This window comes from Rhodococcus globerulus (genome assembly GCF_019334125.1).
Classification (GTDB): domain Bacteria; phylum Actinomycetota; class Actinomycetes; order Mycobacteriales; family Mycobacteriaceae; genus Rhodococcus_F; species Rhodococcus_F globerula.
Genome location: NZ_CP079698.1, coordinates 300,093 through 316,767, shown reverse-complemented (window position 1 = coordinate 316,767; position 16,675 = coordinate 300,093). Strand labels below are relative to the sequence as shown.

Here is a 16,675-nt window from a genome sequence, read left to right as displayed (position 1 = left end):
CAGAGCCGGACGCTCGTATGAGTGTCCGGCTTTGGTGTTTCTATCTGCTGTGTTTCTATCTGCGCCTTCGGAAGCGGACGAGCAGACCACCACCGATGGCGATCACAACAACACCGCCGGCAATGCCCCACACCGCTGCGTTGCTCGACTCTTCGCCCGGCGACTCGCCGTTTTGCGAGGCCAGTGCCTTCTCGACAGCGCCGCTCATCACGTACAGAGGCGGATGCGCTTCACCCTTCGACTCGGAACCGATCACCAGATCGCCGACTTCCGTGAAGGTGACGGACTCACCTTGAGGTTGATACGGCGTCGGGATGCGTAGCGGCTGCCCCTCGGTGAGTGCGGCGCCGATCCCCTTCTCGCCGACCCGGTAGAGATAGACATCCGAATAATTCCGCAGGGCCACCACCGAACTGTCTGCGGACACCGCGCCGCCGGTGAACATCGAAGCGGCAGTCCCGTCCCCTGTGCTGAGTGTTCCGACTCGCGTCAGCGGTGTCGGCCCGGGTTCGGCCAGCGCGGAAATACTCTGGCCCTGCGCTGGTGTGTAGATACTGCTCGTTCCGAAAAGTTCCTTCGTGACGACGAATACGCGGCCACTTCGATCGACCAGCACTGCTTCGGCGTCGTGCGGTCCGTCTGGGTAGTTCGCGCGATGCAACGACGCGCTACCCGACGCGGGGTCGAGCGTGATGAACGCAACGGTCTCGCGGGTTCTGAGGTTATCGCCGATGTCCGCGAGAATCAGCGATCCATCGTACCAAGCGAGATCCTCGATGTCGTACGGGTCGATCGGCACGGGAATCCTGTTTCGCACAACACAATCGGTGTCCAGTTCCAGGACAACTTCGTCGTTTCCACTGTCGCCGACCCCGTAGATCCGGTTGCCGACGGCCACCATGCCGGAGAGTTCCTCGAGTCCGGGATCGGTCGGTGTGCAGAGTGGCTCGAATACACCCGCCTCCGGGACGGGTGTATTCGATTGCGCTCCAGCACTTCCGGACAGCAGGACCACCAGTGCGCCGGTGGCAGCGGCAGTTGCGAAGTAAGAACTACGCACTCGGTGCGTACTCGACCAACTACGCACTCGGTGCGTACTCGACCAGAGCCGACGCCAACATCTGTGGAACGCGCGCGTGAACCCGGGTTCCCGATTCCTCGTGAGCCGACTCCAGAATTGTTCCGTCGGAATGGATCTTGGCCATCAGATCGCCGCGGTGGTACGGAACCAGAACGTCGACTTCCACGTCGGGGCGCACCAGAACCTCGGCAAGGTGGGCCCGCAGTTCCGCAATTCCCTCGCCCGTTTTGGCGGAGACGAACACAGCGCCGGGAAGCAACGCACGCAACTGCGTGAGCGTCACGGGATCTGCGGCGTCGATCTTGTTCACCACGATCAACTCCGGCGGCGCAGGCGAATTGGTCTCGCGCAGAACGTCCGTGATCACTTCCCGAACGGCTTTGATCTGTTCGGTGGGCAATGCATCGGAACCGTCCACGACGTGCATCAGCAGATTCGCGTCGGCAACCTCTTCCAGGGTCGAGCGGAATGCCTCGATCAACTGGGTAGGAAGGTGCCGAACAAAACCGACGGTGTCGGTCAGTACGTACTCGCGGCCGTCTTCGAGCGACGCCCGACGAGTAGTCGGATCCAGGGTGGCGAACAGTGCGTTTTCCACCAGTACGCCTGCCCCGGTGAGCGAATTGAGCAAGCTCGACTTACCGGCGTTGGTGTAGCCGACGATGGCAACAGCGGGGATGTCACTGCGCAATCGACGCGTCCGCTTGGTGTCGCGGGCCGCCTTCATGGCCTTGATCTCGCGCCGCAGTTTTGCCATGCGCTCACGAATGCGTCGACGGTCGGTTTCGATCTTGGTCTCACCGGGACCACGCAGGCCCACACCGCCGTTGCTGCCGGCACGGCCACCAGCCTGGCGCGACATCGACTCGCCCCAACCACGCAGGCGAGGAAGCATGTACTCCATCTGAGCGAAAGCGACCTGAGCTTTACCTTCGCGGGACGTGGCGTGCTGAGCAAAGATATCGAGAATCAGGGCCGTGCGGTCGATGACCTTGACCTTGACGATCTTCTCCAGCGCGGTGAGCTGCGCAGGTGTCAATTCACCGTCGCAGACGACCGTGTCGGCGCCGGTCGAGAGCACGATTTCACGTAGTTCCTGGGCCTTGCCGGAACCGATGTACGTAGCCGTATCGGGTTTGTCGCGGCGCTGTACCAAGCTGTCCAGAACCTCTGATCCGGCCGTGTCCGCCAGTGCAGCCAACTCGGCCATGCTGGACTCTGCCTGCTCAGCAGTTCCCTGGGTCCAGACACCGACCAGGACAACACGCTCGAGGCGCAGCTGGCGGTACTCGACCTCGGTGACGTCTTCCAACTCGGTGGACAGTCCCGCAACGCGGCGCAATGCACCACGCTCGGAAAGCTGCATTTCACCAACCGACGGCGTTCCGGAACCGGAAGACGCTGCGTAGTCGGACTCGTCGGCTGTGTACTCGGCCTGCTCGCCTGCCGGTGAAGAGTCGGCAGCAAACGATTCTGCAGACTCGTCTGCAGTGGATTCTTGATTGTCATGTGATTTCGTCATACAAGATCCATGTTCCCACGAAACCTCACAGCGGCGCATCCGCTTTTCGCGCACGGCATACGCAGCTCACGCAAGTGATCGCCACCAGTCATCGCTGATCGATCCGGCTGCGAGCAGAACCGACGGTCCGCGAAGCTCGGCAACACCCTTGTCGATCGCAACCTGAACCGCGCCGCCGAGAACCTTGACGGTGACGGTGCCGTCGCTGCGACCGTCGTGGCGCAGCGCCGCAGCGGCTGCGGCAACAGTTCCGGTGCCACACGAGCGCGTCTCGCCGACACCGCGCTCGTACACCCGCATGCTGACGCCGCCGTCTTCGAGTGGCGTCACGAATTCAACGTTCACGCCATGCGGGAAGAACGCCGGATCGAATGCCGGTGCGATAGACAGATCGAGGGCCGCCAACTGCTCGGCGTGCAGATCTTTCTCGACGCAGGCCAGGTGCGGATTGCCGACATCGATTCCCAGCCCGGTGAAGGCCCTGCCCTCGATGCTGGCGCTGCTGGTCCCCAGCTCGGTGACGGTTCCCATGCCTACGGTCACATCACCCGCGGTGGCGCCTGTGGCGTGAACTACCACCGGCCTCGCTCCGGCCCGGCTGCCGACCACGAACTCGCGACGGTTCTCGAGGCCGGACGCAGTCAGGTAATGCGCGAACACGCGAACACCGTTGCCACACATCTCGGCGATCGAGCCGTCGCCGTTGCGGTAGTCCATGAACCAGTCGTCGGCGGCAATTCCCGTCGGAATCTCGGTCAGGACACCGGCATCGGCGAGTGCACCGGCCCGCGCGACACGCAGAATCCCGTCGGCGCCCAATCCCTGACGACGGTCACAGAGCGCTGTGACGCGCGCCGGCTCGAGATCGATCGCGACATCGAGATCGGGAAGCACGACAAAGTCGTTCTGAGTGCCGTGGCCCTTGCTGAAATCCATGGGCGCCATCCTATCCGGACCTACCAGACCGTTACGCCGGTGAGGCCGTGACCACCAGGTTGTGCTCATAAGTGAATCCGGAGGGCATCGACGGATCAGGAACCGTCGGGCCGCCGCAGGTAACCAGAACCAGCCTCGGTGCACCCGTGTCCTCGAAGAACTCGGCCGGCAACGCCACCTTCTCGTAGAGCTTCAGACTCGCCGCGGTGTACGTGTACATGGTGCCCGCGTCGTCGGTGGCGTAGATCGGCGTTCCCGGTTTGATCTGGTGCAACGGCCAGAGCGCGCCGTGGGTGCGGTCGCCGTCGTCGACGTGCCCGGCAACAAGATTGGTGCCGTCCGGCTCACCGAAATGCACGTCGTTGAGGAAGTGCGAGACCTTGTCGGGGTGCGGAAGGATCATGCCGCGATTGGCGCCCAGACCACTGGTCACGATGTCGGCCCGCACGTCGAGGTCCGGGATCGCGAGTGTGTTCGGAGGCAGATCGGTCGGTGCCGCAGCCCAGACCATGCCGGGGTCCGGCGCTGTTCCGACCTCGAACGGAGCATCGGGCAATGGTGCGCTGATCGGTTTTCCCGCGGCACTGACAGCCAGGTAGACAAGGATGGCACCCGCTGCGAGAAACACGACGAGGAGAAGAATCAGGGGCAGAGTTGTCTTGCGCCTGCGGGGCGTTCGAGCGTGCGCCGCCGTCTGCACCATGTTCTCTTCACCCTTCGTCAGCTGGTCGCCATGACCGATTGCCATAACTGTAAGATAGCTGAATTCGGGGATTCGTTACACACCGGGCCGCACAGCTAGCGAATTTCCCCCACTACAGCTGCGCGCGCGGCGTCCAGCAAATCGTCAGCGCCGCCGTCGAGCCAGTGCACTCGCGGATCGCGACGGAACCACGACCGCTGACGCCGAACGTATCGTCGAGTCCCGATGAAGGTACGTTCGAGCGCCTCAGCGAGGTTGTACTCACCGTCGAGATGCGCCAGCACCTGTGCATAGCCGATCGCTCGCGGCGCTGTCACGCCGTCGCGAAGACCCTGCTCGATCAACGCCTCGACCTCACCGACCAAACCGGTGTCGAACATCAACTCCGTCCGCAGTCGAATACGCGCATCCAACCGTTCCGTCTCCCGATCGACACCCAATATCCTTGTACCCCAACGAGGTTCACCGATCTGCGGAGCTGATGCCGCGAAGGGCTGACCGGTCAACTCCACCACCTCCAGCGCCCGCACCATGCGGCGACCGTCGGTCGGAAGGATCGACGCAGCCGCGGTGGGATCCGCCGCCACCAGCGCGGCATGCACCGCCGCAATCCCCTCGTCGGCAAGAACAGCCTCCCACCGCGCACGCACCACAGGGTCCGTAGCCGGGAAGGCCCACTCGTCGAGAAGTGACTGCACGTACATCATGGAACCACCGACGATGACGGGTACTTTGCCCTCCGCCATCAGCCGCTCCGCGATTGTCATGGCGTCATGTTGGTACCGCGCCACAGTGGCCGTCTCGGTGACATCGAGCACGTCGAGCAGGTGATGCGGAATCCCCCGACGTTCACCGGGTGAAAGTTTTGCAGTTCCGATATCCATGCCGCGATAGAGCTGCATCGCGTCGATGTTGATGATCTCGCCGCCGAACTCCTGCGCCAGATCGAGCGCAAGATCGGACTTGCCCGCAGCCGTCGGACCGACCACGGCGATGGGTCGACAATCTCCAGCTTTAGAATCCGCGGTTTTGCTCACCGGCGCCACATCCCGACGTGATAGCCGACGCCAAGCGGTGCACTGCTGTAGTGCACCACCGCGTCGGGTTGCTCGGTGAAGACCGACGCCAAGACCTGCCACGCGGCCCGGCCCGACGCACCTATCTCGTCGCACAGCGCAGGATCCAGGTCCAGAAGCGCCGCCCGATCACCCTGCTCGAGCGCAGCGTCGATCACTGCCTGAAGTGGCGCGGCTCGCTCGTCGAAGCTGCCCGGCGCCTTGGGGGTCAAGGTCGACGCTCCATCAGCGAGGACCAGCAGGCCGACCGGCTCGTCTCCGGCGTCCAGGAGTTCACGCAGCCGCGCGCCGAGTGTGCGGCATTCGTCCACCGACGCGTTAGTTGAAATCAGGTGTACATCGACGGACACGTCCGGCCCGGCCTGCTCGCGGAGCCAGCCCGCGACCAGAGCAGTCAACGGCAGCTCCGGATTGACCGGCCCGCGGGCATCGCCGTCGAGTCGGGTGCGAACGTCAGCTCCGAAGCCGGCAAAGGTCCCGACTTCTCCCCGTCCCACGCCTGCTGTTCCAGCCGTTTCCAGGACTTTCTCGGTGTCGGCGCCCACGGCGATCCATCGCGTCGCCGTGGCTGCCAGTTCCTGAACTACCTGGAGCACAGCCGCCCTGACCTCGCCGGCCGGAGCCGAGTCGCCCGACAATTGGGGAACAAGAAGTGGGGGTGACGGGACCAGTGCGGCAGCTGTGAACACAGATGCCACGCTAGTCCAACCCGAGGTGACAACCTGACACCCTGTTACCTGATTCAATAGTCGTAGAACGTGAGTACCGGGTTCAATGGAACCAGGAATGCGATCAGGCAGCCGTGACGCGCGGCAGAGACGAGGACCGATGACCGAGAACAGCGAACCCACCACCGGAACAGAGACCAGCTCGGCACCCGGCACACCAACCCCCGGTGCTGCCAAGCCGAGCGCGTCGACGCCCAAACCGGGCGCTCCGAAACCAGGTGGACCGCGACCAGGCGCGCCACGGCCAGGACCGGCTGCCAGTCGGCCGGCAGTACCGACTACCCCGGCAAGCGACCCGAGCAAGTTCGGCCGCGTCGAGGAAGACGGCACCGCCTGGGTGAAGACTGCCGACGGAGAACGCCAGATCGGATCCTGGCAGGCCGGTGACGCCGCCGAGGGATTGGCCCACTTCGGTCGCCGCTACGACGACCTCGCCACCGAGGTCACTCTGCTCGAGGCGCGACTGACCTCGGGTGCCGGTGACGCGAAGAAAACCAAGGCCGCAGCCGTTGCGCTCCTGGAAACGCTTCCCACGGCAGCCGTAATCGGCGATCTCGACGCTCTTGCCACACGCCTCGATCACATTGTTGCCGGGTCGGACGAAGCCGCAGCTCACGCCAAGGAGGAGAAGGAGCAGTCGCGGGCAACCAATACTGCACGCAAGGAAGCCCTTGCCGCCGAGGCTGAGCAGATCGGTACACAATCCACCCAGTGGAAGACCGCAGGCGATCGTCTCCGCGAAATTCTCGACGAGTGGAAGACCATCCGGGGTATCGATCGTAAGGTCGACGACGCCCTGTGGAAGAGGTACTCCAAGGCCCGCGAATCCTTCAATCGACGACGCGGCGCCCACTTCGCTGAATTGGACCGCGACCGGGCCAGCGCCCGCTCCACCAAGGAAGAATTGGTCGAGCGCGCCGAAAAGCTGTCGACGTCCACCGAATGGGGACCGACAGCGGGGCAGTTCCGCGATCTTCTGACCGAGTGGAAAGCCGCAGGCCGCGCCCCTCGCGAGGCTGACGACACTCTGTGGGACCGGTTCAAGACCGCGCAGGACGTCTTCTTTGCAGCGCGTAATGCCGCGGCCGCGGAACGTGACGCAGAGTTCGAGGAGAACGCAAAAGCCAAGGAAGCGCTGTTGGCCTCGCACGCCAACATCGATCCCGAGCACGGCCTCGACAGTGCCCGCGCGTCACTGCGTGACCTGCAGGAAAAGTGGGACGCCATCGGCAAGGTCCCGCGTGATCGCATGCAGGACCTCGAGGCACGGCTTCGCGCTCTCGAGAGCAAGGTCCGTGACGCCGTCGACGCACAGTGGCGTCGTACCGACCCGGAGGCCCTCGCCCGCGTAGCCCAGTTCAAGGAACGGGTCACCCAGTTCGAGGAGCAGGCCGCCAAGGCTGAAGCTGCCGGCAAGACCAAGGATGCGGAGAAGGCGCGCGCTCAGGCCAAGCAGTGGCAAGAGTGGGCAGACGCAGCCGAAGGCGCAGTGAACGACTGAGCGGATTTACCGTCGGCCGGCCCCGTTATGCGGGGTCAGCCGGCGTTCCACTCCTGATTCTTCTCAGCTTCCGCAGCAGCGATCCGGCGCTGTTCCTCGGCAGCCAACTGGATTGTCGTGCGCGCCCAGACGACCTTGAGCCAGTGGAACGTCAGGAATATGACGGTGAACCAGCCGATGACAAGTCCGATCGACGGTCCGGCTACGTGGAACGCTTCGGGAATTGTCTGACGCGACCAAATTGCCATCATGCCGAGCGCACTTGCGACGGCACTACCGGCCAGCGCGATCCACGCCACCGACCAACGACGCGTGACCAAGGCGAGCATCGAGAATCCGATGCCGAAGATCACAACAAACCAGACATACAGTCGCGAGAACAGTGCGATTCGCTCGGAAACCGCGTCCTGGTTGAACGCCAAGACGTCCCAGCCGTTGGCTGCCCCGGCGTGCGGAAGCGCAAGCGTTCCGACGAGCACCAGAACGGCAATCGCAACAACCATCGCTCGAACACCCGGATCGATTTCGCCGGCAATCTTCCGCTCGACGGCGTCGAGATCGGAACGGTATTCCTCGAACGAGGCATCGTCACCGGAAGGCGACGTTCTGTTGTCGTGTGCTGAACTCATGAATTGCATCCCATCTGAACGGGTTGTGGGGCTGGGGCACCGATCTTCGGCAGTCCGAGACCGACACCGATCGGTGCGGTCTTGGGCGTGATGCCCTGGTCGAAAGAATCTCCGGCGCGCGTGCGCCGATGGGTGAGCACTCCGTCGTCCGCAACGAGGTGGTGCGGCGCGCCGTGCGTGATGACCACCGTCACGACGTCGCCGGGGCGAATCGAGGTGTTCACGTTGCCTTCGGGCCGGAAATGCACCAAACGCCCATCGCGTGCGCGACCGCTCATTCGGTGCGTCGCCGCATTCTTACGGCCCTCACCTGCCGCAACAAGGAGCTCCACTTCGGTGCCCACGAGTTTGCGGTTCTCTTCGATGTTGACTTCTTCCTGCACCGCCAGAAGCCTCACGTAGCGTTCCTGGACCACGTCCTTGGGGATCTGGTCTTCCATCTCTGCCGCAGGCGTGCCCGGGCGGATGGAGTACTGGAACGTGTACGCATTCGAGAACCGCGCCTTGCGTACGACATCGAGGGTTTCCTGGAAATCCTCTTCGGTTTCGCCGGGGAAGCCCACGATGATGTCGGTGGTGATCGCGGCGTGCGGCATCGCGGCACGCACCTTCTCGATGATTCCGAGGTACTTCGACTTGCGGTAGGAACGCTTCATCGCCTTGAGGACCTTGTCGGACCCGGACTGCAACGGCATGTGCAACTGCGGGCACACATTGGCAGTGGTGGCCATAGCGTCGATGACGTCGTCGGTGAATTCGGCGGGGTGCGGTGACGTGAATCGGACGCGCTCGAGTCCCTCGATGTTTCCGCAGGCCTTCAGCAGGGACGCAAAAGCCCCGCGATCACGCGGTTGCTCGGGGTCGGCAAACGACACGCCGTAGGCGTTGACGTTCTGACCGAGCAGAGTCACCTCGGACACGCCTTCGTTCACGAGGGCCTGCACCTCGGCCAGGATGTCGCCCGGACGACGATCTACTTCCTTGCCGCGCAGCGCCGGGACGATACAGAAGGTACAGGTGTTGTTGCAGCCAACCGAGATGGAAACCCAACCGGCATAGGCAGATTCACGCTTCGCGGGCAGCGTCGACGGAAATGCCTCCAGCGCGTCGAGGATCTCGACCTCGGCCCGTTGATTGTGACGCGCACGGTCGAGCAGCGCGGGCAGCGAACCGATATTGTGCGTTCCGAAGACCACGTCGACAATCGGCGCCCGCTTGACGACGGTCTCGCGATCCTTCTGTGCAAGGCATCCACCGACAGCAATTTGCATGTCGGGCTTGGCCTTCTTGTTCTGCGCCAACATACCGAGTGTTCCGTACAGTTTGTTGTCGGCATTCTCGCGGACGGCACAGGTGTTGAAGACCACCAGATCGGGATCGACACCGGACTCCACCTTGCGATAACCCGCATCTTCGAGAAGTCCCGACAGACGTTCGGAATCGTGGACGTTCATCTGGCATCCGTGAGTCCGCACTTCATACGTGCGGGCAGGGGGCACTGCGGTGGTTGCCGAGGCTTCAGCGGTGGTCGCCGCAGGCGCGGTAGAGGTCTTTTCGTCGATCAGTGACACGCTTCAGCCTAGCTCACGTCCACTACGGCGTGTAATAACGCCCAGGTAAACCGACAAAGCGCCACATAAACGTCAACGGCGTAAAATTTTCACTACCGTTACGCGGAACCCTGACGAAATGCGGGGCACAGACGGAAACTACGCCTAAGGTTCTCGGTTATGACCCAAGCCGACGATGCGACGACGCCGACTACCTCCGGCGATTCCACATCCATGATTTCGATGACCTCGGTGAACAAACACTTCGGGGAACTTCACGTCCTGCAAGAGGTCAATCTCGAGGTACCCAAGGGCCAAGTAGTGATCGTCCTCGGTCCGTCGGGCTCCGGTAAGTCGACACTGTGCCGAACCATCAACCGGCTCGAACCCATCGATTCAGGCACCATCGCCGTCGACGGCAAAACCCTCCCCGAGGAGGGCAAAGCCCTTGCCGCACTTCGCGCCGACGTCGGCATGGTCTTTCAGTCCTTCAACCTGTTCGCGCACAAGACGATTCTCGAGAACGTCATGCTCGCACCGATGAAGGTCCGCAAGGCGAAGAAGGAAGACGCCAAGAAGACGGCACTGCAGTTGCTCGAACGGGTCGGCATCGCCAATCAGGCCGACAAGTACCCGGCACAACTTTCCGGTGGTCAGCAGCAGCGTGTCGCCATCGCTCGCGCGCTCGCGATGCAGCCGAAGGTGATGCTGTTCGACGAGCCGACCTCCGCTCTCGACCCCGAGATGGTCAACGAGGTCCTCGACGTCATGACCTCCCTCGCCAAGGAAGGCATGACCATGCTTGTGGTCACCCACGAGATGGGATTCGCCCGCAAAGCCGGCGATCGGGTGCTGTTCATGGCCGACGGCCAGATCGTCGAAGACACCAACCCGACAGAGTTCTTCACCCACCCCAAGTCGGATCGGGCCAAGGACTTCCTCGGAAAGATCCTCACGCACTGATCAAGTCCTGCACCGACGTCCACAAGACACCCGTCTCGACTGCACAGTTCGAATGTCGACACAATTGAGAGGATCTCCATGAAGATCAATCGTTCCGTCCGTTTCGGAATCGGAATCATGGCCATTGCATTCGCAGCAACCGCCTGCGGTGGCGGCGAGGAGAGCAAGACGGTCAGCGAGAACGCCGCTGACGGCAAGCTCACCATCGGCATCAAGTTCGACCAGCCAGGACTCGGCCTGCGCAACGCGGACGGCACGTACACCGGTTTCGACGTCGAGGTCGCGAAGTACGTTGCAAACGAATTGGGCGTCAAGCCCGAGAACATCACGTTCAAGGAGTCACCGTCCGCCCAGCGTGAGACGTTGATCCAGAACGGCGAGGTCGACTACATCGTCGCGACGTACTCCATCACCGACGCACGTAAGGAAAAGGTCGGCTTCGCCGGACCGTACTTCGTCGCCGGCCAGTCGCTGCTCGTCAATGCGGACAACACCGACATCACCGGTCCCGAATCACTGAACGGTGGCAAGATCCTGTGCTCGGTGGCTGGGTCCACCCCCGCCCAGAAGGTGAAGGACACCTACGCCAAGGACGTCCAGCTCCAGGAATTCGACACCTACTCGGCGTGCGTCGAAGCGCTGCGTAACGGCAAGGTCGACGCAGTCACGACCGACGACATCATTCTCGCCGGCTACGCGGCACAGTCCCCCGGTGCATTCCGTATCGCCGGTGAGCCGTTCACGACCGAAAATTACGGAATCGGCTTGGCCAAGGACGATTCCGAAGGCCGCGGCAAGATCAACGATGCCATCGAGAAGATGATCTCTTCCGGAGCGTGGGCAGAAGCATTCACCGAGACGGTCGGCCCGTCCGGTTACACGATGCCCGCTCCGCCCACTGTCAACCGGTACTGATCCAGCTGAGCAGTAGCCATTCCAGGTGGGGTTTCCATGTCCGGAAACCCCACCTGGGCAAGCACTTTCAACAACGACCCATGAACTGGGGAGACCGTAAGTGAAAATACTCGACGATTACGGAAGCCAGATCCTCGAAGCGTTCTGGACCACGATCCAGCTCACGATCTTCTCGGCTATCGGCGCATTGATACTCGGAGTGATTGTTGCCGCGATGCGGGTATCTCCCGTACCTGTCGCCCGATTCCTCGGCGCCGCCTATGTCACCGTCTTCCGCAATACGCCGCTCACCCTGATCCTGCTCTTTTGTGTGTTCGGTCTGTACCAAACTCTCGACATCAGCCTCGCATCGACCAGTTCGTCAACCTTCGTGATCGACAACAACTTCCGCTTGGCCGTCCTCGGACTGAGCGTCTACACCGCGTCGTTTGTGTGCGAGTCGATCCGCGCCGGAATCAACACCGTCCATGCCGGACAGGCAGAAGCAGGACGGTCCCTCGGGTTGACCTTCCTGCAGAACCTCCGACTCATCGTTCTTCCGCAGGCCTTCCGCGCTGTGATCGCACCGCTCGGAAGCGTCCTGATCGCTCTGACCAAGAACTCCACCGTCGCCGCCGTCATCGGCGTGTCCGAGGCATCGAAATTGATGAAGGAGATTCTCGAAAACGAAGCCGCACTCTTCGTGACCGCAGGAATCTTTGCAGTCGGCTTTGTCATCTTGACCCTGCCGACGGGATTGCTCTTCGGTAAGCTCGCCAAGAAATTCGAGGTCGCACGATGACTAAGCAAGCAACGGTTCTCTACGACGCACCCGGCCCGAAGGCACGGGCACTGTACCGATTCGCTTCGGTTGTCGTAGCCGTCCTCGCCCTCGCCATCGCGTATGTCGTGTACCGCGCGCTCGACGACAAGGGGCAGCTGACCTCCGCCAAATGGGATCCGTTCGTGCAGGCGGACGTCTGGACGACGTATCTGCTTCCCGGCATCAAGGGCACCTTGATTGCGGCAGCACTGTCCATCGTGCTTGCACTGATCCTCGGCGCAATTCTCGGAATCGGCAGATTGTCCGATCACCGCGTTGTGCGAATTATCAGTGGTGTCATCGTGGAATTGTTCCGAGCAATTCCCGTGCTTCTGCTGATCATCTTCATGTACGCCGTTCTTGCCGAATACAAGATCGTGAAACTCGACTACTTGGCGCTTACGGCCGTCGTGGTGAGCTTGACGCTCTACAACGGATCGGTGATCGCGGAAATCGTTCGCTCGGGAATCAACTCACTCCCCCGCGGACAAAGTGAAGCCGCCAAAGCTCTCGGTATGCGCAAATCTCAAATCATGGTGACAATCTTGCTACCCCAAGCAGTCACAACCATGCTCCCCGCACTGATATCGCAAATGGTTGTTGCGCTCAAGGATTCAGCTCTGGGTTACATCATCGGCTACACCGAACTTGTTCGACAGTCCACCCAGCTGGGTGCTGCGTTCCAGAACTACCTGCCGGCGCTCATGGTGGCTGCTGTCATCATGATCATCTTGAACTCTTCGCTGACTTACCTGGCAACCAAGGTCGAGAAACGACTGAGGTCCGGAAAGCGAAAGGGCAAGGGCCCGATCGCTCCGCCTGTCGCCGATGTTGCGGTGTCGGTTCCGGGAATGGATCTGACCAAGCCGTGAACTGATCGACCTATTGCTTCACCGACACCAGAAGCGGGGTGTGTCACCAAATTCGGTGACACACCCCGCTTCTAGTTTTGTCGCCTACGGCTCCGCGAAGTTTTGTCGCCTACGGCTCCGCATAGTTTTGTCGCCTACGGCTCCGCGGCAGCCATCTCGGCTTTGACGACCTCGTACGACATGCTCGCCGAGTAGCCCTTGCGCGCAAGCATCGCCACCAGACGTCTCATCACCTTGTCGCGATCGTCGACCGGCTTGTTGCGCAACTTCTTTCGAACAAGATCAGCTGCCCGCTCGCGCTCGTCTTCTGCATCGATCTGCGACAACGCTTCAGTTGCCACATCCTGATCGACGCCCTTGAGTCGAAGTTCGACGGCCAACGCCTTCTTGCCTTTGCCCGAATAGGTGTGACGTGAATGCACCCACTGGTTGGCAAAATCCGCGTCGTCGATGAGACCGATCTCCTGGAGACGATCGAGTGCCCGAGTAATAATGTCGGTCTCGTATCCCCGGCTGATCAGCTTCTTTTCCAACTCGGACCGACTGCGCGCGCGGTCACTCAGGAGGCGCAGGCAAGCATCCTTTGCCTGCGCCTCCGTGCCACCCTCGGCGCGCTGTGTACCTTCGCCGCGCTGCCTGCGTTCGCCGCGGTGATCGCTGCCACCACGGCTGCCCGCCCGATCGGACCGCGAGCGAGACCTTCGATAACCGGTGTCGCTGCCACCGTCATCGTCGATGTACTCCATGACAGGGATCAGAAGTCGGCGGGAGCTTCATCGGTAGCGGTGACATCGGCACCGATACCCAGCTTTTCCTTGATCTTCTTCTCGATCTCGTCACGGATATCGGTGTTCTCCAGCAAGAACTTTCGAGCGTTTTCCTTGCCCTGACCCAACTGGTCGCCTTCGTAGGTGTACCAGGAGCCGGACTTACGGATGAACCCGTGCTCGACACCCATGTCGATGAGCGAGCCTTCCTTGCTGATGCCCTGGCCGTAGAGGATGTCGAACTCGGCCTGCTTGAACGGCGGAGCGACCTTGTTCTTGACCACCTTGACGCGGGTGCGGTTACCGACTGCGTCGGTACCGTCCTTGAGCGTCTCGATACGGCGGATGTCCAGACGGACAGACGCATAGAACTTCAAAGCCTTACCACCAGTGGTGGTTTCGGGTGAACCGAACATCACACCGATCTTCTCGCGAAGCTGGTTGATGAAGATGACGGTGGTGCCCGAGTTGTTCATGGCACCGGTGATCTTTCGCAGTGCCTGGCTCATCAAACGAGCCTGGAGACCGACGTGGCTGTCACCCATTTCGCCTTCGATTTCAGCGCGGGGAACAAGCGCTGCCACGGAGTCGACAACGATGATGTCGAGAGCGCCGGAGCGGATCAACATGTCGGTGATCTCGAGCGCCTGCTCACCGGTATCGGGCTGGGAGACCAGCAGTGCGTCGGTATCGACACCCAACTTGGCCGCGTAATCCGGATCGAGTGCGTGTTCCGCGTCGATGAATGCAGCGATGCCGCCGTTGGCCTGCGCATTGGCAACTGCGTGCAATGCAACGGTGGTCTTACCCGAGGATTCCGGGCCGTAGATCTCGACGACTCGACCACGAGGCAGGCCGCCGATGCCCAGCGCGACATCGAGCGCGATGGAACCCGTGGGGATCACCGCGATGGGCTGGCGAACGCCTTCGCCCAAGCGCATCACCGAACCCTTGCCGAAATTCTTGTCGATCTGCGCCAACGCGAGGTCGAGCGCCTTGTCCCGATCTGGTGCCTGTGGTGCCATCGTGATCCCCATTCTCAAGTCTCTTCAGTGGTGTTGCGATCAGAGTAGATCCGGCTACCGACAAACTTTTGATTCATCGTGCCGACCCACTCGAACCCTGCAGTCGCGGAAGCGGCAGTTACCACCGAACACACTCAGCATAGACGAACATCTGTTCGAAACACAGGCAAGGATCGAACATTGCCGAAACAAACTAGCGACGCGACGGCGGCACGTCGAACTCCGCGCACAACGCTCGCCACACCTCGCGGGGGTCCTGGCCTGCCTCGATAGCCTCTGCGGCAGTCAGTCCGCCCAGACTCAGGATGACGTGGTCGAGCAGCATCGAGTCACCTCGTACCTGCCCGAACTCTTCTCGTACCAATTCGTGAAACTCGGTCAATCGCACGGGCGCCACGGTAGTCCACCCAGGCAGCTGTGCACACTCCGCACAGGTCAGGCCGCCACTCCCCCGGCCACAACTTCCCGACACACCGCTACCGGGTCGCGGACGTCGGATGCCGTCGCCGCGGCAGCGCCGGCCGCGTCGGCGAAGCTGCGCTGGGAGAGAACCTGCAACACCGCGTCCCTGATGGATCCTGCATCAGCCGGTCGTACGATCACCGCACTACCGGCGCGAGCGGCACGATTGGCCAACTCCCACTGATCGCCGCCGCCGGGAACAACCACCGTCGGCACGCCGGCCGACAGAGCCTTCGCCAGCATTCCGTGCCCACCTCCGCACACCAGAACCGAAGCGTCGCGCAGCATCACGTCCTGGCGGCCGAGCCCGGCACGAACCCAATCCGGATACAGCGCGTCCGAACCGTCGAGAACCGACGCGATCAGCCGCAGCCCTGACCCTTCCAGGCCGTCGACGGTCTGCTCGAGCATTCCCACCGCACCGGTATGCGCGGTCGACGGCGCCACCATGACCAACGGTTCCGAACCTGGCGGCGGTTCCAGAATCTCGCGAGTCGGTTCCCATAACAACGGGCCGACGACGTGCGCGTGGGCAGGCCAATCCGGCCGCGGAACTTCCAGCGCTGGAATCGTCGCGATCAATCGTGCATGTGGACCTGGATCTACTGCGGGAAGTCCGACTCCGACGCGTGCCTCGGATCGCTGGGCCAGTCCTTGCTTGATCGAACGCCCCGTTGCCGCTCGCATCACGGTGTCGCGCAGGCGTCCGCGAAACCCGACGCCGGGAGCCAACCCGCTCCCGATGGGCGGCAGGCCTCGGGACGGCGAGTACAGCGGATGAGGCGAGAGCTCCACCCACGGAATTCCCAGTCGCTCGGCAGCCAATCCACCTCCGGCAGTGAGGATGTCCGAGACCACCAGATCCGGGGTTACCGCTTTCAGATCGGGCAGCAGTTCGGTCGAGATGTACGCCGCCCGCGAGTGGATCCGCGCACCGGCGTCAAGGTCGTCGTCGCCGGGCCTCGGCGCCAAGCCTTTGAGAGGTTCGGTGTTCACTCCCGCAGCACGGGCCTTCTCCACCCATCTCGACCCGGTAAACAGGATCGGCTCGTCGCCCGCGGCGATCAGCGCCAGCGACAACGCTATTGCGGGAAAAGCATGACCCGGGTCCGGCCCGGCAACAACGGCTACTCGCACCGCATC

17 protein-coding genes are annotated in these 16,675 nt (G+C 62.2%); 5 read left to right on the top strand and 12 right to left on the bottom strand.

All coding sequences use genetic code 11. The features are described from left to right. Positions 1 to 55 precede the first annotated feature (55 nt). The 6 genes from KYT97_RS01385 to KYT97_RS01360 form a co-directional block, all read right to left on the bottom strand. Positions 56 to 1,060, bottom strand: coding sequence for a hypothetical protein (locus tag KYT97_RS01385; protein WP_245005990.1), 1,005 nt, complete (start codon positions 1,058 to 1,060; stop codon positions 56 to 58). A 19-nt stretch (positions 1,061 to 1,079) separates the two neighbouring features. Beyond that, positions 1,080 to 2,603 (bottom strand): GTPase HflX, encoded by a 1,524-nt coding sequence (hflX, locus tag KYT97_RS01380; RefSeq protein WP_045067393.1) that lies wholly within the window; start codon positions 2,601 to 2,603, stop codon positions 1,080 to 1,082. A 66-nt stretch (positions 2,604 to 2,669) separates the two neighbouring features. Further along, entirely contained in the window at positions 2,670 to 3,539 is an 870-nt protein-coding gene (gene dapF, locus KYT97_RS01375) for a diaminopimelate epimerase (RefSeq protein WP_095886069.1), read from the bottom strand. A 31-nt stretch (positions 3,540 to 3,570) separates the two neighbouring features. After that, positions 3,571 to 4,287 carry a class F sortase gene (locus KYT97_RS01370; RefSeq protein WP_245005989.1) on the bottom strand — a complete coding sequence of 239 codons (717 nt, stop codon included), beginning with the start codon at positions 4,285 to 4,287 and terminating at the stop codon, positions 3,571 to 3,573. Positions 4,288 to 4,337: 50 nt separating this feature from the next. Next, positions 4,338 to 5,279: a tRNA (adenosine(37)-N6)-dimethylallyltransferase MiaA gene (gene miaA / locus KYT97_RS01365; RefSeq protein ID WP_219111616.1), complete on the bottom strand. Its 942-nt coding sequence runs from the start codon at positions 5,277 to 5,279 to the stop codon at positions 4,338 to 4,340. Beyond that, a complete protein-coding gene (locus KYT97_RS01360; protein WP_095886068.1) occupies positions 5,276 to 6,007 on the bottom strand; it encodes a class III extradiol dioxygenase subunit B-like domain-containing protein in 732 nt (243 codons plus the stop codon). Before KYT97_RS01360 ends, miaA begins: the two co-directional genes overlap by 4 nt. A gap of 139 nt (positions 6,008 to 6,146) precedes the next feature. On the opposite strand from KYT97_RS01360, the gene KYT97_RS01355 reads away from it, so the two are divergent. Beyond that, positions 6,147 to 7,547 carry a DUF349 domain-containing protein gene (locus tag KYT97_RS01355; protein ID WP_033234828.1) on the top strand — a complete coding sequence of 467 codons (1,401 nt, stop codon included), beginning with the start codon at positions 6,147 to 6,149 and terminating at the stop codon, positions 7,545 to 7,547. Between the two features lie 35 nt (positions 7,548 to 7,582). Here the strand turns inward: KYT97_RS01355 and KYT97_RS01350 are convergent, their stop codons facing one another. After that, positions 7,583 to 8,176: an Rv2732c family membrane protein gene (locus KYT97_RS01350; RefSeq protein WP_033234997.1), complete on the bottom strand. Its 594-nt coding sequence runs from the start codon at positions 8,174 to 8,176 to the stop codon at positions 7,583 to 7,585. Further along, the gene (miaB, locus tag KYT97_RS01345) at positions 8,173 to 9,675 is read right to left on the bottom strand and encodes a tRNA (N6-isopentenyl adenosine(37)-C2)-methylthiotransferase MiaB (protein WP_219112761.1); all 1,503 of its coding nucleotides are present in this window, start codon (positions 9,673 to 9,675) and stop codon (positions 8,173 to 8,175) included. Before miaB ends, KYT97_RS01350 begins: the two co-directional genes overlap by 4 nt. 285 nt (positions 9,676 to 9,960) lie before the next feature. Between miaB and gluA the strand changes: the two genes are divergently transcribed. The 4 genes from gluA to KYT97_RS01325 all read left to right on the top strand — a co-directional run bounded on the left by gluA (position 9,961) and on the right by KYT97_RS01325 (position 13,278). Continuing rightward, positions 9,961 to 10,689 (top strand): glutamate ABC transporter ATP-binding protein GluA, encoded by a 729-nt coding sequence (gene gluA, locus KYT97_RS01340; protein WP_080711761.1) that lies wholly within the window; start codon positions 9,961 to 9,963, stop codon positions 10,687 to 10,689. A 78-nt stretch (positions 10,690 to 10,767) separates the two neighbouring features. Further along, positions 10,768 to 11,604 carry a glutamate ABC transporter substrate-binding protein gene (locus tag KYT97_RS01335; protein WP_172935333.1) on the top strand — a complete coding sequence of 279 codons (837 nt, stop codon included), beginning with the start codon at positions 10,768 to 10,770 and terminating at the stop codon, positions 11,602 to 11,604. A gap of 100 nt (positions 11,605 to 11,704) precedes the next feature. After that, the gene (locus tag KYT97_RS01330) at positions 11,705 to 12,385 is read left to right on the top strand and encodes an amino acid ABC transporter permease (protein ID WP_033234831.1); all 681 of its coding nucleotides are present in this window, start codon (positions 11,705 to 11,707) and stop codon (positions 12,383 to 12,385) included. Next, positions 12,382 to 13,278, top strand: coding sequence for an amino acid ABC transporter permease (locus KYT97_RS01325; RefSeq protein WP_172935332.1), 897 nt, complete (start codon positions 12,382 to 12,384; stop codon positions 13,276 to 13,278). Before KYT97_RS01330 ends, KYT97_RS01325 begins: the two co-directional genes overlap by 4 nt. 134 nt (positions 13,279 to 13,412) lie before the next feature. Here the strand turns inward: KYT97_RS01325 and recX are convergent, their stop codons facing one another. The 4 genes from recX to KYT97_RS01305 form a co-directional block, all read right to left on the bottom strand. Next, positions 13,413 to 14,024 (bottom strand): recombination regulator RecX, encoded by a 612-nt coding sequence (recX, locus tag KYT97_RS01320; RefSeq protein WP_072782495.1) that lies wholly within the window; start codon positions 14,022 to 14,024, stop codon positions 13,413 to 13,415. Between the two features lie 8 nt (positions 14,025 to 14,032). Continuing rightward, positions 14,033 to 15,070, bottom strand: coding sequence for a recombinase RecA (recA, locus tag KYT97_RS01315; RefSeq protein ID WP_033234999.1), 1,038 nt, complete (start codon positions 15,068 to 15,070; stop codon positions 14,033 to 14,035). Between the two features lie 193 nt (positions 15,071 to 15,263). Further along, positions 15,264 to 15,458 (bottom strand): DUF3046 domain-containing protein, encoded by a 195-nt coding sequence (locus tag KYT97_RS01310; RefSeq protein WP_033235000.1) that lies wholly within the window; start codon positions 15,456 to 15,458, stop codon positions 15,264 to 15,266. 47 nt (positions 15,459 to 15,505) lie between these two features. Beyond that, positions 15,506 to 16,669, bottom strand: coding sequence for a glycosyltransferase (locus KYT97_RS01305; RefSeq protein ID WP_219111615.1), 1,164 nt, complete (start codon positions 16,667 to 16,669; stop codon positions 15,506 to 15,508). Positions 16,670 to 16,675: the final 6 nt, after the last annotated feature.

Excerpts from the sequence above, each read along its gene's own strand:
- hflX (WP_045067393.1), bottom strand. The coding sequence starts at position 2,603 with ATGACGAAATCACATGACAATCAAGAATCCACTGCAGACGAGTCTGCA.
- dapF (WP_095886069.1), bottom strand. The coding sequence starts at position 3,539 with ATGGATTTCAGCAAGGGCCACGGCACTCAGAACGACTTTGTCGTGCTT.
- KYT97_RS01370 (WP_245005989.1), bottom strand. The coding sequence starts at position 4,287 with ATGGCAATCGGTCATGGCGACCAGCTGACGAAGGGTGAAGAGAACATG.
- KYT97_RS01355 (WP_033234828.1), top strand. The coding sequence starts at position 6,147 with ATGACCGAGAACAGCGAACCCACCACCGGAACAGAGACCAGCTCGGCA.
- KYT97_RS01350 (WP_033234997.1), bottom strand. The coding sequence starts at position 8,176 with ATGAGTTCAGCACACGACAACAGAACGTCGCCTTCCGGTGACGATGCC.
- gluA (WP_080711761.1), top strand. The coding sequence starts at position 9,961 with ATGATTTCGATGACCTCGGTGAACAAACACTTCGGGGAACTTCACGTC.
- KYT97_RS01335 (WP_172935333.1), top strand. The coding sequence starts at position 10,768 with ATGAAGATCAATCGTTCCGTCCGTTTCGGAATCGGAATCATGGCCATT.
- KYT97_RS01325 (WP_172935332.1), top strand. The coding sequence starts at position 12,382 with ATGACTAAGCAAGCAACGGTTCTCTACGACGCACCCGGCCCGAAGGCA.
- recX (WP_072782495.1), bottom strand. The coding sequence starts at position 14,024 with ATGGAGTACATCGACGATGACGGTGGCAGCGACACCGGTTATCGAAGG.
- recA (WP_033234999.1), bottom strand. The coding sequence starts at position 15,070 with ATGGCACCACAGGCACCAGATCGGGACAAGGCGCTCGACCTCGCGTTG.